At 35.3% G+C, this 15,600-nt stretch carries 16 protein-coding genes and 4 tRNA genes; 7 read left to right on the top strand and 13 right to left on the bottom strand.

The features are described 5' to 3' along the window. Positions 1–52: 52 nt before the first annotated feature. Entirely contained in the window at positions 53–760 is a 708-nt protein-coding gene (locus tag L0669_RS20775; protein WP_263759786.1) for a class I SAM-dependent methyltransferase, read from the top strand. A gap of 101 nt (positions 761–861) precedes the next feature. Here L0669_RS20775 and L0669_RS20770 read toward each other — a convergent pair whose 3' ends face one another. From L0669_RS20770 to L0669_RS20755, 4 genes are all read right to left on the bottom strand, one after another. Beyond that, positions 862–1,839, bottom strand: a complete 978-nt coding sequence (locus L0669_RS20770; RefSeq protein ID WP_263759785.1) for a zinc-dependent alcohol dehydrogenase family protein — start codon at positions 1,837–1,839, stop codon at positions 862–864. Positions 1,840–1,847: 8 nt separating this feature from the next. Then, positions 1,848–2,126: a putative quinol monooxygenase gene (locus L0669_RS20765; protein WP_263759784.1), complete on the bottom strand. Its 279-nt coding sequence runs from the start codon at positions 2,124–2,126 to the stop codon at positions 1,848–1,850. 2 nt (positions 2,127–2,128) lie between these two features. Further along, positions 2,129–2,734, bottom strand: coding sequence for an NAD(P)H-dependent oxidoreductase (locus L0669_RS20760; RefSeq protein WP_263759783.1), 606 nt, complete (start codon positions 2,732–2,734; stop codon positions 2,129–2,131). A 355-nt stretch (positions 2,735–3,089) separates the two neighbouring features. Next, a complete protein-coding gene (locus L0669_RS20755) occupies positions 3,090–4,076 on the bottom strand; it encodes an aldo/keto reductase (RefSeq protein WP_263759782.1) in 987 nt (328 codons plus the stop codon). Positions 4,077–4,194: 118 nt separating this feature from the next. On the opposite strand from L0669_RS20755, the gene L0669_RS20750 reads away from it, so the two are divergent. Next, positions 4,195–5,040 (top strand): AraC family transcriptional regulator, encoded by an 846-nt coding sequence (locus L0669_RS20750; RefSeq protein ID WP_173970041.1) that lies wholly within the window; start codon positions 4,195–4,197, stop codon positions 5,038–5,040. A gap of 115 nt (positions 5,041–5,155) precedes the next feature. Here the strand turns inward: L0669_RS20750 and L0669_RS20745 are convergent, their stop codons facing one another. Next, positions 5,156–5,917 (bottom strand): C40 family peptidase, encoded by a 762-nt coding sequence (locus tag L0669_RS20745; RefSeq protein WP_263759781.1) that lies wholly within the window; start codon positions 5,915–5,917, stop codon positions 5,156–5,158. 68 nt (positions 5,918–5,985) lie between these two features. Continuing rightward, a complete protein-coding gene (locus L0669_RS20740; protein ID WP_263759780.1) occupies positions 5,986–7,164 on the bottom strand; it encodes an acetyl-CoA C-acyltransferase in 1,179 nt (392 codons plus the stop codon). Between the two features lie 239 nt (positions 7,165–7,403). Between L0669_RS20740 and L0669_RS20735 the strand changes: the two genes are divergently transcribed. The 5 genes from L0669_RS20735 (at position 7,404) to L0669_RS20715 (ending at position 8,783) form a co-directional block, all read left to right on the top strand. Beyond that, positions 7,404–7,487, top strand: a tRNA-Ser gene (locus L0669_RS20735). Between the two features lie 94 nt (positions 7,488–7,581). Continuing rightward, a tRNA-Pro gene (locus L0669_RS20730) sits at positions 7,582–7,656 on the top strand. Between the two features lie 106 nt (positions 7,657–7,762). Further along, positions 7,763–7,836, top strand: a tRNA-Arg gene (locus tag L0669_RS20725). Positions 7,837–8,332: 496 nt separating this feature from the next. Beyond that, a tRNA-Arg gene (locus tag L0669_RS20720) sits at positions 8,333–8,406 on the top strand. A 122-nt stretch (positions 8,407–8,528) separates the two neighbouring features. Beyond that, complete coding sequence (locus L0669_RS20715) at positions 8,529–8,783, top strand: GIY-YIG nuclease family protein (RefSeq protein ID WP_263759779.1); 255 nt, start codon at positions 8,529–8,531, stop codon at positions 8,781–8,783. Positions 8,784–8,892: 109 nt separating this feature from the next. Here L0669_RS20715 and L0669_RS20710 read toward each other — a convergent pair whose 3' ends face one another. The 7 genes from L0669_RS20710 to L0669_RS20680 all read right to left on the bottom strand — a co-directional run bounded on the left by L0669_RS20710 (position 8,893) and on the right by L0669_RS20680 (position 15,574). Beyond that, a complete protein-coding gene (locus L0669_RS20710) occupies positions 8,893–9,312 on the bottom strand; it encodes a hypothetical protein (protein ID WP_263759778.1) in 420 nt (139 codons plus the stop codon). A gap of 161 nt (positions 9,313–9,473) precedes the next feature. After that, positions 9,474–10,028, bottom strand: a complete 555-nt coding sequence (locus L0669_RS20705) for a YceI family protein (RefSeq protein ID WP_263759777.1) — start codon at positions 10,026–10,028, stop codon at positions 9,474–9,476. Between the two features lie 5 nt (positions 10,029–10,033). Then, on the bottom strand, positions 10,034–10,429 hold the full coding sequence (locus tag L0669_RS20700; RefSeq protein WP_263759776.1) for a c-type cytochrome: 396 nt from the start codon (positions 10,427–10,429) through the stop codon (positions 10,034–10,036). Between the two features lie 20 nt (positions 10,430–10,449). After that, a complete protein-coding gene (locus L0669_RS20695; protein ID WP_263759775.1) occupies positions 10,450–11,292 on the bottom strand; it encodes a DUF5777 family beta-barrel protein in 843 nt (280 codons plus the stop codon). A gap of 20 nt (positions 11,293–11,312) precedes the next feature. Then, positions 11,313–11,708, bottom strand: a complete 396-nt coding sequence (locus L0669_RS20690; RefSeq protein WP_263759774.1) for an OB-fold putative lipoprotein — start codon at positions 11,706–11,708, stop codon at positions 11,313–11,315. Positions 11,709–11,878: 170 nt separating this feature from the next. Continuing rightward, entirely contained in the window at positions 11,879–12,754 is an 876-nt protein-coding gene (locus tag L0669_RS20685) for a hypothetical protein (RefSeq protein WP_263759773.1), read from the bottom strand. Positions 12,755–13,066: 312 nt separating this feature from the next. Next, complete coding sequence (locus tag L0669_RS20680) at positions 13,067–15,574, bottom strand: carboxypeptidase-like regulatory domain-containing protein (protein ID WP_263759772.1); 2,508 nt, start codon at positions 15,572–15,574, stop codon at positions 13,067–13,069. Positions 15,575–15,600 lie beyond the last annotated feature (26 nt).

Raw genomic sequence — 15,600 nt, 5'->3', positions numbered from 1 at the left:
TCTGCTTTAATCTTTTTAAAATTTGCGTGAAACTAAAAAAAAACAAGAAACTATGAAAAAATCAACTATCGAAGAAATCAGAGAACGATTTGACCATGATGTCGAACGATTTTCGAATTTAGAAACCGGACAAGTGGCAACAATCGACGCTACGATTTCATTAGAATTAATTACGGAAGCTTCTAAAAGAATTGTTCCTAATGCTACAAATGTTTTAGATATTGGTTGTGGTGCAGGAAATTATACTTTGATGATGTTGTCTAAGGTTCCGGATTTAAATTCGACTTTGGTCGATTTGAGTTTGCCAATGTTAGACAGGGCTTTTGGAAGGGTTTCGGCAGCAACGACTGGAAGAGTAGAAGTGAAGCAAGGTGATATTCGTGAAGTCGATTTGCCGGATAATCATTTTGATATTATTTTGGCAGGAGCAGTTTTGCACCATTTGCGTGATGATCAGGATTGGGAAACGACTTTTGCTAAAATATTCAAATTATTAAAACCCGGAGGATGTTTTATGATTTCGGATTTGATTACGCAGGACACGGAGTTATTGAATGAATATACGTGGCAGCGCTACGGAGAATATTTAGAAGGAATTGGCGGTGCAGAATATCGTCAGAAAGTATTTGATTATATTGAAAAAGAAGATACGCCAAGATCAATGAATTACCAGTTGGATTTAATGAAGAAAGTTGGGTTTGCAAGCGTTGAAATTTTACACAAGAATATGTGTTTCGGTGCTTTTGGCGGGATTAAATAGTTAGTAAGTTTGCCACGAATTCCACGAATCTACACAAATTTTAAGCATTAAGAGTTTGGCAATGAATTAGTGGAAATTCGTGGAATTCGTGGCAAAAAAACTTAAACAATATCTACAACAATTTTTCCAATTGCTGAGCCGTCACTTACTGCTTTATGTGCTTCCATAGCATTGTCAAGAGTGAATTTTCTTGGATCTATGATAGGTTTTAATTTTCCTTCTTCGATTAGTTTTGTGGTTTGTTTCAGGATATTACCATGATGTTTTCTTCTTTCGTTACCAATCATCGGGTGTAATACAAAAACACCGTGAATACTCGCAGAACGAAGCGAACTTGTTGCCAAAGTATGTGTCCCGAAAGCATAACAACTTGCGATTTGACCGTAATGACGAATGGCTTTTAAGGAATCATCAAAAGATTGTCCGCCAAGGGTATCGTAAATAACGTCGAATCCTTCTCCGTTTGTGTATTGATTTACGTAATCTTCAACTGGAGTATTTTTATCTATTGGAGTTGCTCCAAATGATTTTACAAAATTTGCTTTTTGTTCAGAAACTGTTGCGTAAACTTCGGCACCAATATTTTTGGCAAGCTGAACTACCATATGACCAACGCCTCCAGCTCCGGCGTGAACCAGAACTTTGTCACCTTTTTTTACTCTGGCTCTGTCAATCAAACCTTCCCAGGCGGTAAGTAATACTAGCGGAACTCCGGCAGCTTCTTTCATGCTTAGATTTTTTGGTTTTATGGCCAATAAATCAGCGTCGACGGCGGTATATTCTGCTAAAGTTCCCTGAAGTCCTAACACCCCCCCGGCAAGTCCGTAGACTTCGTCACCAACTTTAAATTCTGTAACGCCTTCGCCAATTGCTTCGATTACTCCGGCAAGATCAGTGCCTAAAACGGCTGGTAAAACCGGTGATGCATACGGCGAAAGTCCAAGTCTGATTTTGTTATCGATTGGGTTTACGCCGCTTGCATGTATTTTTACTAAAACTTCTCCTTTTTTAGGAGTAGGTTTCTCCATTTGAGTGCTTACAAATTCAGATTCGTAAGTATTAGTTAGTAGTGCTCTCATTGTCTTGATTATAGTATTTGCACTGTTTTGTAAACCTGAATTGGTGCTGCAACTAAACTTTCGCTTTTAGCGATAAAATCTAGTAAGTAAGGCTGATTGTTGTGTATGTCAAGACCTGGCTGATCTTTCCATTCTTCCCAAATAATAAAAACATTTTCACTATGATGAAGATCATAACGAATGCAAGCTGCTTTTTTTCTGGTTTCGGTAACCAAATAATTTAGCATACTTTTTACTTGTTCTATATTCTCTGGTTTGCTTTTGAAAATTGCTGTAATTGAGATCATAATTATAGATTTTTAAAGGTTTGTTCTAAGTGATTGGTATAGTTTTCCTTGAAGATGTCAATATTTTCCGCTGTTGCACCTTTTTCGACATCGTGGAAATGAAATCCGTCTAATTTTTGCATACCTACAAATTTATTCATTTTATGAAAGCCAAACATAGCTCCGTCGTCTACAGATGTTTCTTCGAAGAATTCTCCAGGAAGCGTGAAAGCTGTTGCTGGTGCATTCCAGCTTGTGGTTAGCATATATTTACGTCCGTGTAATTGTCCTCCGGTTCCGTAATTGATATCTGGATTTGTTCTGGTTCTTCCGTCGCTTTTGTAGATTCCTTTGTTGTGTCCGGCAGTGAAAACGTCGTCGATGTATTTTTTGAAAAGGTTTGGTAATTGAAACCACCAAACTGGTGTGTGATAAACGATTACGTCTGCCCAAACGAATTTTTCTACTTCTTCGTCTAAGTCAAAATCTTGTTTGATATCGGTTGTTTTGATTTCGAATTGCTTGTTGTTTTTTAAGAATTCGATTGTCCAGTTGGTAACGGTTTCATTGAATTTTCCGCCTGAATGCGCAAAATTTTGACTTCCGTTGATGATGAATATTTTCTTCATTTTACTTTTTTTTCTAATGAATCTGGGTTGCGTGAGGGATAGGAGTGAAAATCCTTTTGTGCCGGTGTTCGGCATAAAAGATTGTAGTGGATAGCCCGGCCCTTGGGACACGCCCAAATTGTTATTATTTAATTTTTGAGATTTTTTTAAACACATAGTTCTCAAAGTTTGTCATTCCGGGGAACGAGGAATCGCACTAGAAACTCTATAAAGAATGTCGACAATCTTTGTCGAATCCCGAGTGTGATTTCTCCTTCGTCGAAATGACAAGATTGCGTAAACTATGTTTGTTAATGCAAGTGAAATGCCTTTTAAAGATTGCTAAAAGCTCTGTCCCTTTGTGTTTAAATAAGTTTTATTTAAGTTTTGAAATTGCCTGATTGATAAAATCTAATTCAGAAACTGATAAGTCAAAATCTAATGTTTTTGCGTTTGAAATGGCTTGCTCTGCGTTTCTTGCTCCGGCTAAAACTATTGTAATTCCTTTTTGTAAAGTCGTCCAACGCAATACTAATTGTGAAATCGAAATGTGTTTTGCGTTTGCCATTGAACTTAATTCTTCGACCAAAGTTTTTACTTTTTGAAGATCGAACTGACCAAAATATCCGTTTCTGTGATCGTTGTCTTTTAGTTTGCTGTCTGTGAAATATTTTCCGGTTAATAAACCTCTTTCCATTGGGCTGTAAGCAATGATCCCGATGTTTTCCTGAATGGTAAGCGGAACTAAATCGGTTTGAATTGCCTGGTTCAGCATACTAAACGGAACTTGATTTGATGCTAATTGAATTGTTTTTTGTGCTTCTTTAATTTGGTCTGCACTATAATTACTAACTCCGGCTGCTCTGATTTTCCCTTGTTGAATTAAGGTTTGTAAAGCTTCCATAGTTTCATGGATTGGCGTTGTAGCGTCTGGCCAGTGAATTTGTAATAGATCGATATAATCGGTTTGAAGGCGTTTTAAGCTTTCTTCGACTTCTTTTATGATGTTGCTTTTTGATGCGTATTTGTAAACCGGTATTTCTTTTCCGTTGTCTTCGGCATTAAAGAAGAATTCTCCTTTTCCTTGATTGCTTCCGTCCCAAACTAAACCAAATTTGGTTAACAGCTGCACTTTTGAACGATCTTTTGATTTTAAAGCTTCTCCAATCATTTCTTCGCTTAGTCCGAATCCGTAGAAAGGAGCGGTGTCGATTGTGGTAACGCCGTGATCGATTGATGCGTGAATAGAGTCGATTGAATCTTTCTTTTCGTTTCCGCCCCACATGTTTCCGCCAATGGCAAATGCACCGTATGTAATAGTTGATAATTCAAGTTCAGTATTGCCTAATTTTCTATATTCCATAATCTTATATTTTAATGCTTAAAAATTGTTTAGCAAAATTATACCATATTTACGACTGTTAAGTTGTATATATTTGTCTTTTTTATGTAATTTTGTAGCCGAATTAATAAAGTGTATCATGAAAAAAGAAAATTTATACGAGCCTTTTACTGTTTCTTTTGAGACTTTAGATGAATATCCGGATGTGGGTGATCGTCATAATTTCTTTGAACTGGTTTATATTTTAGAGGGAACGGGAAGGCAGTGCATCAACAAAAATATTTTTGAATATGATGCAGGACATATGTTTTTATTGACGCCTGAGGATTGCCATAATTTTACAATTGAAACGAAAACGAAGTTTTTCTTTTTAAGGTTTAATGATATTTATTTGAAGAATTCGAGTTTGCAGAATGAGAATATTCAGCGTTTAGAATATATTCTTCAAAATGCAAATCATCAGCCGGGTTGTATCCTGAAGAATGAGGCTGATAAATGCTTGGTAAAGGTGATGGTTGAAGCGATTATTCGCGAACGCCAGGATAAGGATGTGTATAATAAGGAATTGATTCAGCAATTGGTGAATACCTTGATTATTATTGTGGCGCGCAATATTGCGAAGTATTTGCCGGAGCAGGTAAATATTGGTTGTGAGGCGAAAGCAATGGATATTTTGCAATATATTCAGAATAATATTTATTATCCTGAAAGAATTAAAGCAGAATCGATTAGTGATTATTTTGGAATCTCGAATACGTATTTAGGACGTTATTTTAAGAAACATGCTAATGAAACGATGCAGCAATATATTAGTAATTATAAAACTAAACTGATCGAGCATCGTTTGCAGTTTAGTGATAAGCGTATTAACGAAATTGCGTACGAATTTGGTTTTACGGATGAAAGTCATTTTAATAAATTCTTTAAGAAACAGAGAGGGAATAGTCCTTCTGAGTTTAGAAAAGTAATACGAATCAGCGCTTAATAATGGTACACGGATGACGCAGATTCGCAAGTGAAAACACGGATTGTTGTGAATTTTTTAGCCACAGATTGCACAGATTAAAAGGATTTTTAATTTGTGTTAATTGGATTCGTGTTTAAATAATCTTTTTGATTACTCTTAATTTATGGGTGTGTTTGTTTGTTTCTGGATTGTAGATTCCTAAATGGTCTAAACGGTCAATGCGGACTTTTCCACTTGCGTGAATGATGTAATTGTTGTCCATAATGATACCTACGTGAATGATGTTTCCTTCGTCGTTGTCAAAAAAAGCTAAATCTCCTGCTTCACTTTCTTCGATAAAACTTAGAGCTTCTCCTTCAAGAGCTTGTTGTGAGGCATCGCGGTGTATTTTGTATCCGTTTAGTTTGTAAACCATTTGGGTAAAACCGGAACAGTCAATACCAAAAGGTGTTTTTCCGCCCCAAAGATAAGGTGCGTTCAAATACATAAAAGCAGTGCTTATTAAAGCGCTTTTAGGTTTTATGCCACTTGTTTTTGTGCCTTCGAAATCAAAGTTTGAAGTGTTTATTTCGCTATTATTCAAAAAAGATAAAGATGCACCAAGCGGAATTGGTAATAATAAATTTTCGGGCGCACTGATATAATCAATCAAATCGGCATTAAGAATAATGGCATCATTGCTTAACTGATTGTAATTTGCCTCAGAAATTACCTGATATTGTTTCGAATCTACCCAACCTTCGTAGTCATCGAATTGTATTTTTATTCGGGCCCATTGATTTTGGCGTTCTAAAATCTCGATGTGTTCGCCAAACAAAAGTTGTGTGACGATTTCACTTCTGTCACTTGGCTCAGATCGAACGGGTACTATGGCTAGATTGCAAATTCCGAACATTTAGGTAATTTATTAGTTGAAAAATTAGGAGTTATTTTGTTTGAAAATAACTCCTAATGTAATATTATTTAAGCTCTTTCGATAACAATTGCTGATGCTCCACCGCCACCGTTGCAAATTGCAGCAGCTCCGGTTTTAGCATTGTTTTGTTCTAAAACATTTAGCAAAGTTACGATGATTCTTGCTCCCGAGCATCCAAGAGGATGACCTAATGAAACTGCACCACCATTTACGTTTACTTTATCGTTATCAAGATTAAGAATTTTTGAATTGGCTAATCCAACAACGGCAAATGCTTCGTTGAATTCGAAATAGTCAACATCGCCAATTGCAATCCCTGCTTTGTCTAATGCTTTTGGTAATGCTTTTGCAGGACTCGTAGTAAACCATTTTGGTTCCTGAGCTGCATCTGCATAACTTTTTATATAGGCCAGGGGTTTTAATCCTAATGCGATTGCTTTTTCTTCAGACATTAAAACTAAAGCTGCAGCTCCGTCATTGATTGTCGAGGCGTTTGCGGCCGTTACAGTTCCGTCTTTTGTGAAAACTGCGCTTAATGAAGGAATTTTGTCCAATTTTACATTGGTATATTCTTCATCTTTAGAAACAATCATTGGTTCGCCACGTCTTTGCGGAACTTCTACGGGAACAATTTCGTTGTCGAATTTTCCGGCATCCCATGCTTTTGCGCTTCTTTCGTAAGACTGAATAGCAAAATTGTCTTGTTCTTCACGACTGATGTTGTATTCAGATGCACATAAGTCAGCGCAAACTCCCATTGCGTTGTTATCGTAAGCATCTGTCAAACCATCTTTTTGCATTCCGTCAAGCATTGTTGCCGGGCCAAATTTAGTTCCGTTACGCATTTGTACGTAATGCGGAATCAAACTCATGTTTTCCATTCCTCCGGCAACTACAATCTCAGCATCCCCACAAGCGATTGCCTGAGCAGCAAACATAACGGCTTTCATTCCTGAAGCACAAACTTTGTTTACTGTAGTTGCAGCAACTTCTTCAGAAAGTCCTGCGAAAAGTGCAGCCTGACGCGCTGGTGCTTGTCCAACTCCGGCTTGTACCACATTCCCCATGAATACTTCATCAACTAATTTTGGGTCAAGGTTAATTTTTTGTAGTGCTCCCTTTATAGCGGCAGCACCTAATTTTGGTGCGGGTACGGTAGATAAACCTCCCATGAAACTTCCGATAGGTGTTCTAACGGCAGAAACGATAACAACTCTTTTGTTCATTTTCTGTTAATATTAGTTAATCAAGCAAATTTACTCTTTATTTGAATAAATTCAAATTTTGGGGCAATTCGATTAGATTTTAAATTTAATATGAAATTTTTGTTAATTCTATTTGTTTGATTGTTAAGCGGTTTAAAAAAAAGATTGAAAAAAGTGAAAAAAAAGCGCTGAAATAGTTGTGAGATATGGAATGTTGTCTTACATTTGCAACCGCAAAACAGAACACGTTTCTTGAGCTTGGAGAGGTGCCAGAGCGGTAATGGAGCAGATTGCTAATCTGTCGACGGGTAACCGTCGCCAGGGTTCGAGTCCCTGTCTCTCCGCTTAATAATTTGCTTTTTGGGTTTCAGCTTTACCCAAGTATTTGTTTCTAATTTTAATTAGATTAACACAAATACAAAATTTAAAATTAAAGCTCGGGGTGTAGCGTAGCCCGGTTATCGCGCCTGCTTTGGGAGCAGGAGGCCGCAGGTTCGAATCCTGCCACCCCGACTGAAACTTTGCCATAAAGTTTTAAAACAAATGGACGCATAGCTCAGCTGGATAGAGCATCCCGATTTTCAATCGGGACGATCAGAAGGTTAAGTTAAAGAAAAATGGACGCATAGCTCAGCTGGATAGAGCACCTGCCTTCTAAGCAGGCGGTCGAAGGTTCGAATCCTTCTGCGTTCACATAAAAAGCCATTCTAGCGAGTGGCTTTTTTATTTTATTAAGAATAGAAGCATAGCTCAGCTGGATAGAGCATCCCGATTTCCAATCGGGACGGTCAGAAAGTTAAGTTTTACAATAAATGGACGCATAGCTCAGCTGGATAGAGCATCCCGATTTTCAATCGGGACAGTCATAAGGTTAAGTTTAAAAATAAATGGACGCATAGCTCAGCTGGATAGAGCACCCCGATTTTCAATCGGGACGGTCAGAAGGTTAAGTTTTACAATAAATGGACGCATAGCTCAGCTGGATAGAGCATCCCGATTTTCAATCGGGACGGTCATAAGGTTAAGTTTAAAAATAAATGGACGCATAGCTCAGCTGGATAGAGCACCCCGATTTCCAATCGGGACGATCAGAAAGTTAAGTTTAAAAATAAATGGACGCATAGCTCAGCTGGATAGAGCATCCCGATATCCAATCGGGACGGTCAGAAGGTTAAGTTTAAAAATAAATGGACGCATAGCTCAGCTGGATAGAGCACCTGCCTTCTAAGCAGGCGGTCGAAGGTTCGAATCCTTCTGCGTTCACTAGATAAAGCTTCCCGATTTCCAATCGGGACGGTCGAAGGTTCAAATCCTTCTACGTTCACTACAAAAAGCCACTCAAACGAGTGGCTTTTTTTGTTTAAAATAATTTAGTAAAAATTAATATGAATTTCTTCTACATTTTATATTCAGAGACATTAAATCAATATTATATAGGTCATACATCTGAAGGTTTAGATGAACGTTTACGTAAACATTTATCAAATCATTCAGGATTTACAGGAAAAGCAAAAGATTGGATTGTAATTTATTTTGAAGAATTTGAAACAAAATCATTGGCTTATAAACGTGAATTGGAAGTAAAAAAGTGGAAAAGTAGGGTTAGAGTTAAAAAATTAATAAATGAATCGAAGAAATAGCTTATCTGGATAGACAATCCCCATTCTCAATCGGGACAGTCGAAGGTTTGGCTCTTTTTTGTTTTTTAAACAGATTTAATCTTTTATTAAAGGTTTAACGAGTTCTGTATTACAGGAAATTTAAAAATTTCTCTCTAGTATTAGTATCAAAATACTTTAAAATTTGTTTTGGAGCTGGAATGATTTCTTTATGAATAGAATCAACCCATTCGATTTCTTTGGTAATTTCTGCGCAGCATTCATTTTTTGAGTTGAAAAAGCAGCTTTTAACGTTTATTTTATCATTTATATGACAATGTTTGAGTTCAATAAAAAATGGTTCTGTAAACATGAGGTCTTTATGAAAAAGTAATACCTGATTTCCTTCTTGCAATTCAACATGCAGCCCATTAAGTTTTTCTCTTGAAACTCCATTATAAAATAGAAAATGATATAATAATCGTAGTGTGTATGAAATGTAGGCACTATCTTCCATAACCATATGATCATTTACATCTTCTCCCGAAACAACATAATTTTTGCAGATCATTTTAATATATTTAGGAGTAAAAAAAAGAGGCCAGTTTACACGAAACTGACCTCACAACATTAGTCATGTTTAGTGATCTTTAAGATCAAAAAAAGATTGGTTTTGTTAATAATACTGGATGAATTCTATTATCTAAATAATTTGATTGCATCAAATACAGTTTACTTGACTAATAAAAAATTGTAGGTAATTTTTATTTTGTCAGCAACTTTTTTTCTAACAAGGCTTGGTATTTCGATATCAAAATCTTCCGGTTTTACTTCAAATGAACCAATGGCATTTACTCCGTTAGCAGCTTTCGAAATTTTGATAATGACAGTAACAGGTTTTGTTTTTCCGTGGATAGTAAGATCTCCTTTTAAAGTGAAATTTTTAGGGCTATTAGTAACAGTCGAAATGTCGAAATCGTCTATTTTACCTTTTAAAGTGGCTTTGGAAAACTTTTCAGATTCCATGTAGTTTTCATTGAAATGTTCTTCCATTAGAGCAACCTTAAAACGAAAACCTTTGATAAGAACCAATGCTGCAAAGTCTCCGGTTGATTGCTCTAAAACGGCAGATACACTTTTGTTTTCGGCAGCAATTTCTTCATAAGAAGGCACTGAGGCCTGAAATTTTATACTACCCGTTTTAGTGATTAGTTTTTGTGCAAATACATTTGTACTTGCTACAAGAATCAATACTAAAGCCAGGAAATTAAGAACTGTTTTTTTCATAATATTTAGTTTTCTTTAAGTCCGTCAGTATTCCATTTTACAATTAGGTCAATATTGGTCTGAGACATTCTTCCTCCTTGAGGCATAATACCTTGCTGACCATTTTGCAGCTGAATTCGGTTTAATAAACCTGCATTTTCAACAGCGGCTTTAACTTCAGCATAAGTTGTTAATGGTTTAAAAGATGCAGATCTTCCATTTTGATGACAACCGATACAATTAGCATCAATAATTGATTTTACATTCTTAGTGTAAGTAATAGTAGTTGGAGTAGTGGGATCTGTTGGATTTGTTGGAGGATTTCCTGTTTCTGGCTTCTTTTCGATATCCTGATAAGTATCAGAATCGCTACAGCTGGTAAATGCAGCCAGTAAAATTGTCAATGCTATTGCTTTTTTCATAATTTGGTTATTTGTAGTTATTAAAATACTCGGTAGAGATTAAATCCGAAAAAGAAATCTCCTTTGCCCCAATTTCCAGATGCATTGGTAAGATATCCGCTCTCACTCATTGATTGTGAATTGGTAAAGATGAGTTGAAAAACATGTCCGCCGGTTTCGACATCAAGACCTACCGATAATGGATTTTTGTAAAACTCGGGTTTGTCAAAATTGTGCATGTACTCTAAATTCACAGACAATCGTTTGGTGATTTTATAGCGGCCGCCTCCTCCAAAAGAAAATTGATTGTCTCTTTCTATGTCAGGGTTGTAAAGATTTTTGTGAACAAATGACGGAACTAATTCTAAGGATAGTTTTTCTCCTATTTTTCTGGATATCAATAATTGCTGTACATAAGTCATGCGATTTTTGAATTCTAATCCCGGATATTGATCTTTTTCTAAAAATGTGTTAATATCCGCAACACTGTATCCAACAATATCCAGAGGGAAAGTATTGCTTTGTCTTGCCATTCGGTATTTTACGCCGGTTTCATACATTTTATTCAAAGTATGTCTGGAAAGACTAACGGATAACCAGTCAGTTACTCCGTAAATTCCGCCAAGTTTTGTCGTGGCATTATCAAGACCAAAAAAACTTTCAAAACCATCTTTAACAGTTCCAAAACGATGTGAAACCACAAAATAGAATTCTTTTTTGGCAGGCATTTTTGTGGTCTGTAAGGTTACCAGCTGTAAAGCTTTAAAAGTTGCTGTCGAATAGCTGTCTTGTACCTGAGTAGAATCAAGACTTTTTAGCAAATCATCCTGTGAATATGCCATCGTAACTAAAAAAAGGCAGATTGGAACTAGAATTTTTTTCATAAATAGATTAATTGGGTTGTTTATTTATTAATGGTGCATTGGTCTATTTTAACTTCCTGAAACAGTTCGTCGTAGCCAATACATTTGCCTTTAACTGTTACTTTATTATTGATAAGTGCATATTTAACTTTTTGAGAAAACAGACAAAAAACAGTATTTTCGAGTATGAGAACAGAGTCAGTTTCTTTTGTGACGATACCGGTTATTTCAATGGTTTTGTTGAGGTATAATTGGTCTGCTTTTTTAGGATCAGCGTTATAATCTTCGAGTAATTTTGTTGCCGATATATGATAATCAGGCATTTCGGATTGTATATTACGTGCTTCTTTAAATAGAAATCCGTAATAAAAATAAATTCCGGCCGAGATTACAATCAACAGGGCTGCAATTACAAATGCTATTTTTTTTCTTTTCATATTTATTGTTTTGATGAGGTTCTATAGTAAAACAGCTTTGATGAAAATTACCCTACCCAAAAATGTTATTTTGTAAAAAAAAAATCAAATTAACCCAAAAGCATACTGGGCTAATTTGAAAAATAGTGTGTTATGCAAACACATAAATAAAATTGAGATGGATATTATGTTTAGATCGCAAGTGGCGAATCTTTTACAGGCACTGGCCAAACACCCGGGCTAGGAAAACTAATTCCTTTATTGGCCCCTCTCACAGAAGCATCTTGTCCGAAATAATACAAAGGCCAACCGTTGTAAACCAATTGAGATTTACCAAATACTGTAATTACAGAAAACTTAGATTTATCAAGAATAGAAGGAACAACAATTTTGTCTGTTTCGTATATTGGCCAAACAGCGTTGTTTGAAAAATCTGATTTTGTGAAATTATTTTTCTTGAAATTGTCATTTTTAAAAGTGTACAATGTAAATCCTTTTGCATCTGTAAAATAGGTTGTAAGACCATCGCCAACAGTATAATCAGATTTGTAATTTTTTGTGTCATGACCTACAAGCTGACTTCTTACAATCATAATAGAATAGTCGGGTTTTGCTATAAACCAAACACCGCCAACTCCGTCTCCTGTTGTTTGTCCCGCAGTTTCAGGTGTATTGGTTCCGTTTACACTTGGTGCGTAGTAATACAATGGCCATCCTTTGTAGGTTAATTGTTTTTTGCCAGATGTAGTGGTTATAGTGGCAAAATCTGAAAATGTTAAACCTGCGGCTAATTTATCAGCAGTAAAATTATCTACATAAAATGGAGGCCATACCGCTTCACATCCGCCTGTGCAAGATGCTTGTCCTTTTGCGTCTGTTGCAAAAAAGTATAAAGATTTTCCGTTTTTATCCGATAAATAAGAACCCAGGGTTGCACTTGTCGAAAGACCAATTTCTTTTTTTACTTCCGGTGCAGGAGTATCACTATCCTTATCATTACTACAGCTTACAAAAAGGGTTGTTGCTGCCAGAGCAACGAAAGCGAATTTTAGTTGTTTTAATTTCATTTGTATTTAATTTAGTTTATAAAAAGTGGGATTTATGCTTTACATGTTGAGTAAAGTATTTTGTTATATATCAGGGAGACACGTGTGCTTTTGATATTGATTTCGTGAAATAGTTTTATTGTTACGAGCTGTCATAAAAAAAGTTACCGTGATGGTAGATTATCAAGTATTGTAATGAAGGCATCTTTCTGTTTTGATAAGGTTCAATAGTAAAACAGCCTTGATGTAGATTACCCTACCAAAGAATTGATATTTTTATTAAAGAAAGAAAAATAAGGGATTAAGGATTTAGATTATCCTTATGAAATAGCCTTAGAATGAAACTCTAAAGCTCATGTTTGGAGTTCTTTGCAAAGCAAATGTTTCAACTTCTTCTATAGAATTCGTTATAGTACTTACTCTGTAATATTCGCTGATTTCATTTTTCCTGTTTAGGATATTTAAGATGGAGATTCCTAATTTGTATTGAATTCCCTTTTCAGTTTCCCATTTATAAGTAGACGAAATATTAACCTGCGAAAAGATATGCAAATTGGTACTATTGGGTTTATTGTAAACCAGTACAGGATTTGCAAGATCAATTTGAGAGATATCAGGAGAAGTTTTTGGGCGGCCAGAAGTCCATTTTGTTCCCAAAGCGATTTTAAAATTGTTTTTCTCATAAATTCCTGCCCATGATACACTGTGCATTAATTCAAAGTTGTTGGGGAAAACCGGAAATTCGTAACGAGGAAAATGATAATTATTATGATTGTAAGTATAACTTAACCAGGTCAGAAAGTGATTCATTTTTTTCTGAACCAACATTTCTGCACCCCAAATTTCATAATCGCCCGTTGTTTTCACAAATTCTAACTGATTTTGAAAACCCTGACTTGAAGTAGTTATTCCGGCTACTTTTTTATAAAAATGTTCAATATCAAGTAGCCAGTCATTCTTTTTGTAGAATAAGTTTAAGGATAATTGTTTACTTCTCTGAATAGGAATGGTAGTATTATTTGAGATAATCCAGCGCCTTTTTTCGATGCCAAAATAATCCTTTTGCAAATCAATAATTTGTTGTGAATTTTGACTTTTTAGTTCGCCCAGCAATTCTAAACTTAAGCTTTTGCTGATGCCGTAATTGAATTGAATGCGGGGTTCAACGATGAATTTTTCAAATTTTTCTATATAATTTATTCGAGTTCCGGCCTTAAAATAGACTCTTGAAATGGTGTCATTATATTTTCCTTCCAGAATTAATGCATGGGTTCTTAGTACATCTTTGACTTTACGGTAAAAATCGGGATTTTGTACTCTTTCTAAATTCGTAATTCCCATTTCATTGTACTGATAACCATCATTAAAACTAAATTTAGAATTAATAATATGATTGTTCTCTAAATTAAAACCATTATTATTTACCGTATTTTCCTGAATGACCAATTGGTTTTCATAAGTGTTTTTTTGATCGGCCAGCAATTCATAAGACGAGTTGTAAATATTAACTTTAGTGGTATTAAAAGAATTCCAGTTTCTCTTCCATGACAAATTTCCGCCATAATTTTGTTGGCGTAAAACATTATTTTCGGTTCTCATTATACCGTATGCAGTCGCACTTTGAAAAACTTCAAGATTGTCTTTTATGGTTATTAAATCAAGTACGATTTGATCTTTATTGCCTATTTTTTGAGCATATTTTAGGGTAGCATCATAAAAATCAAATTTTTTATCACTTCGATAATCTACATTTTGGGTTTGCGAAAAATCAGTGATAGTGGTATTTTGAAACACTTTGTCGAAATATTCTTTGTAGGTTGGCGTTTCTAAAAAATCAGTAATAGATTTTCGTGCTGAAATTTCGATATAACTTTTCTTCGAAAGATTATATTTTCCGTACACATCAGCATTAATCATATTGATTCCTGCACTAAAAGAGTTTTTTTCTAAGGTTTCCGGTGTAGAAGAAATCGCGACTACGCTTGATACACTTTCTCCATAAAATGCTGAACTTCCGTTTTTATAAATAGAAATGGTATGCGCTAAATTTGGATTAAAGACTGATATTAAACCAAAAAAATGTCCTGTTTGAAACATTCGTATTCCATTCCATAAAAATAAATTCTGATCGTGCGTACCACCGCGAACGTTGATGCTTGAAACGCTTTCATCAAGACTATTTACGCCCGGTATCTGTTGCATAGTTTGTAAAGCATCAGGTTCGATAAGTCCTGGGAGGATACCAAATTTTTTAGGTTTAATTTCAAGAGATCCGTCGGTGTTTTTGGAGATTCCGGAAGCCAAAATAGCATTGGCTTTGATTTCCTGAAGTTGTGTAATTTCGGGTTCTAATATAAACTTGAGGCAGTTTCCTGAATTTGAATTGCCGGCTGCACCTTTTTTTGTGATAAAACCAATATGGCTAATTAGAAAAGTGGTTACATTTTCTTTTTCAAATTCAAAATAACCTTCTGAATCCGTTGTAACATGAGTTTGATTGCTTAATGTAATATTGGCATTTTCAATTGGTTTTTTATCTGTACCGGAAAAAACGTATCCACAAATTTTTACAACTGGATTTTCCTTTTTATAAATATTAATGAATTTGTTGTCAATATTTTCAAAAGACAAATTCGTTTTCTTTGCGAGATATTGTAATTTTTGGTCTAACGAAAGTGATTTTTCGGGAGGATTTAATTTCAGTCCAAGAATATTGTCCTCGGTATAATTAAAACTAACCTGATGCTGCTGCTCGATATCATTTATGATTTTCTTTAAAGGCATGGTTTTTCCTTTGTCCTGAGCAAAAAGATTCAGGACAAAGAAAAATGTGAAAAACAAAAAATGAAATGATTTGGGGAGCAGCA

Source organism: Flavobacterium bizetiae (assembly GCF_024271895.1).
Classification (GTDB): domain Bacteria; phylum Bacteroidota; class Bacteroidia; order Flavobacteriales; family Flavobacteriaceae; genus Flavobacterium; species Flavobacterium bizetiae.
Note: the sequence above shows the minus strand (reverse complement) of the source record. Positions and strands in the feature narration are given on the sequence as shown.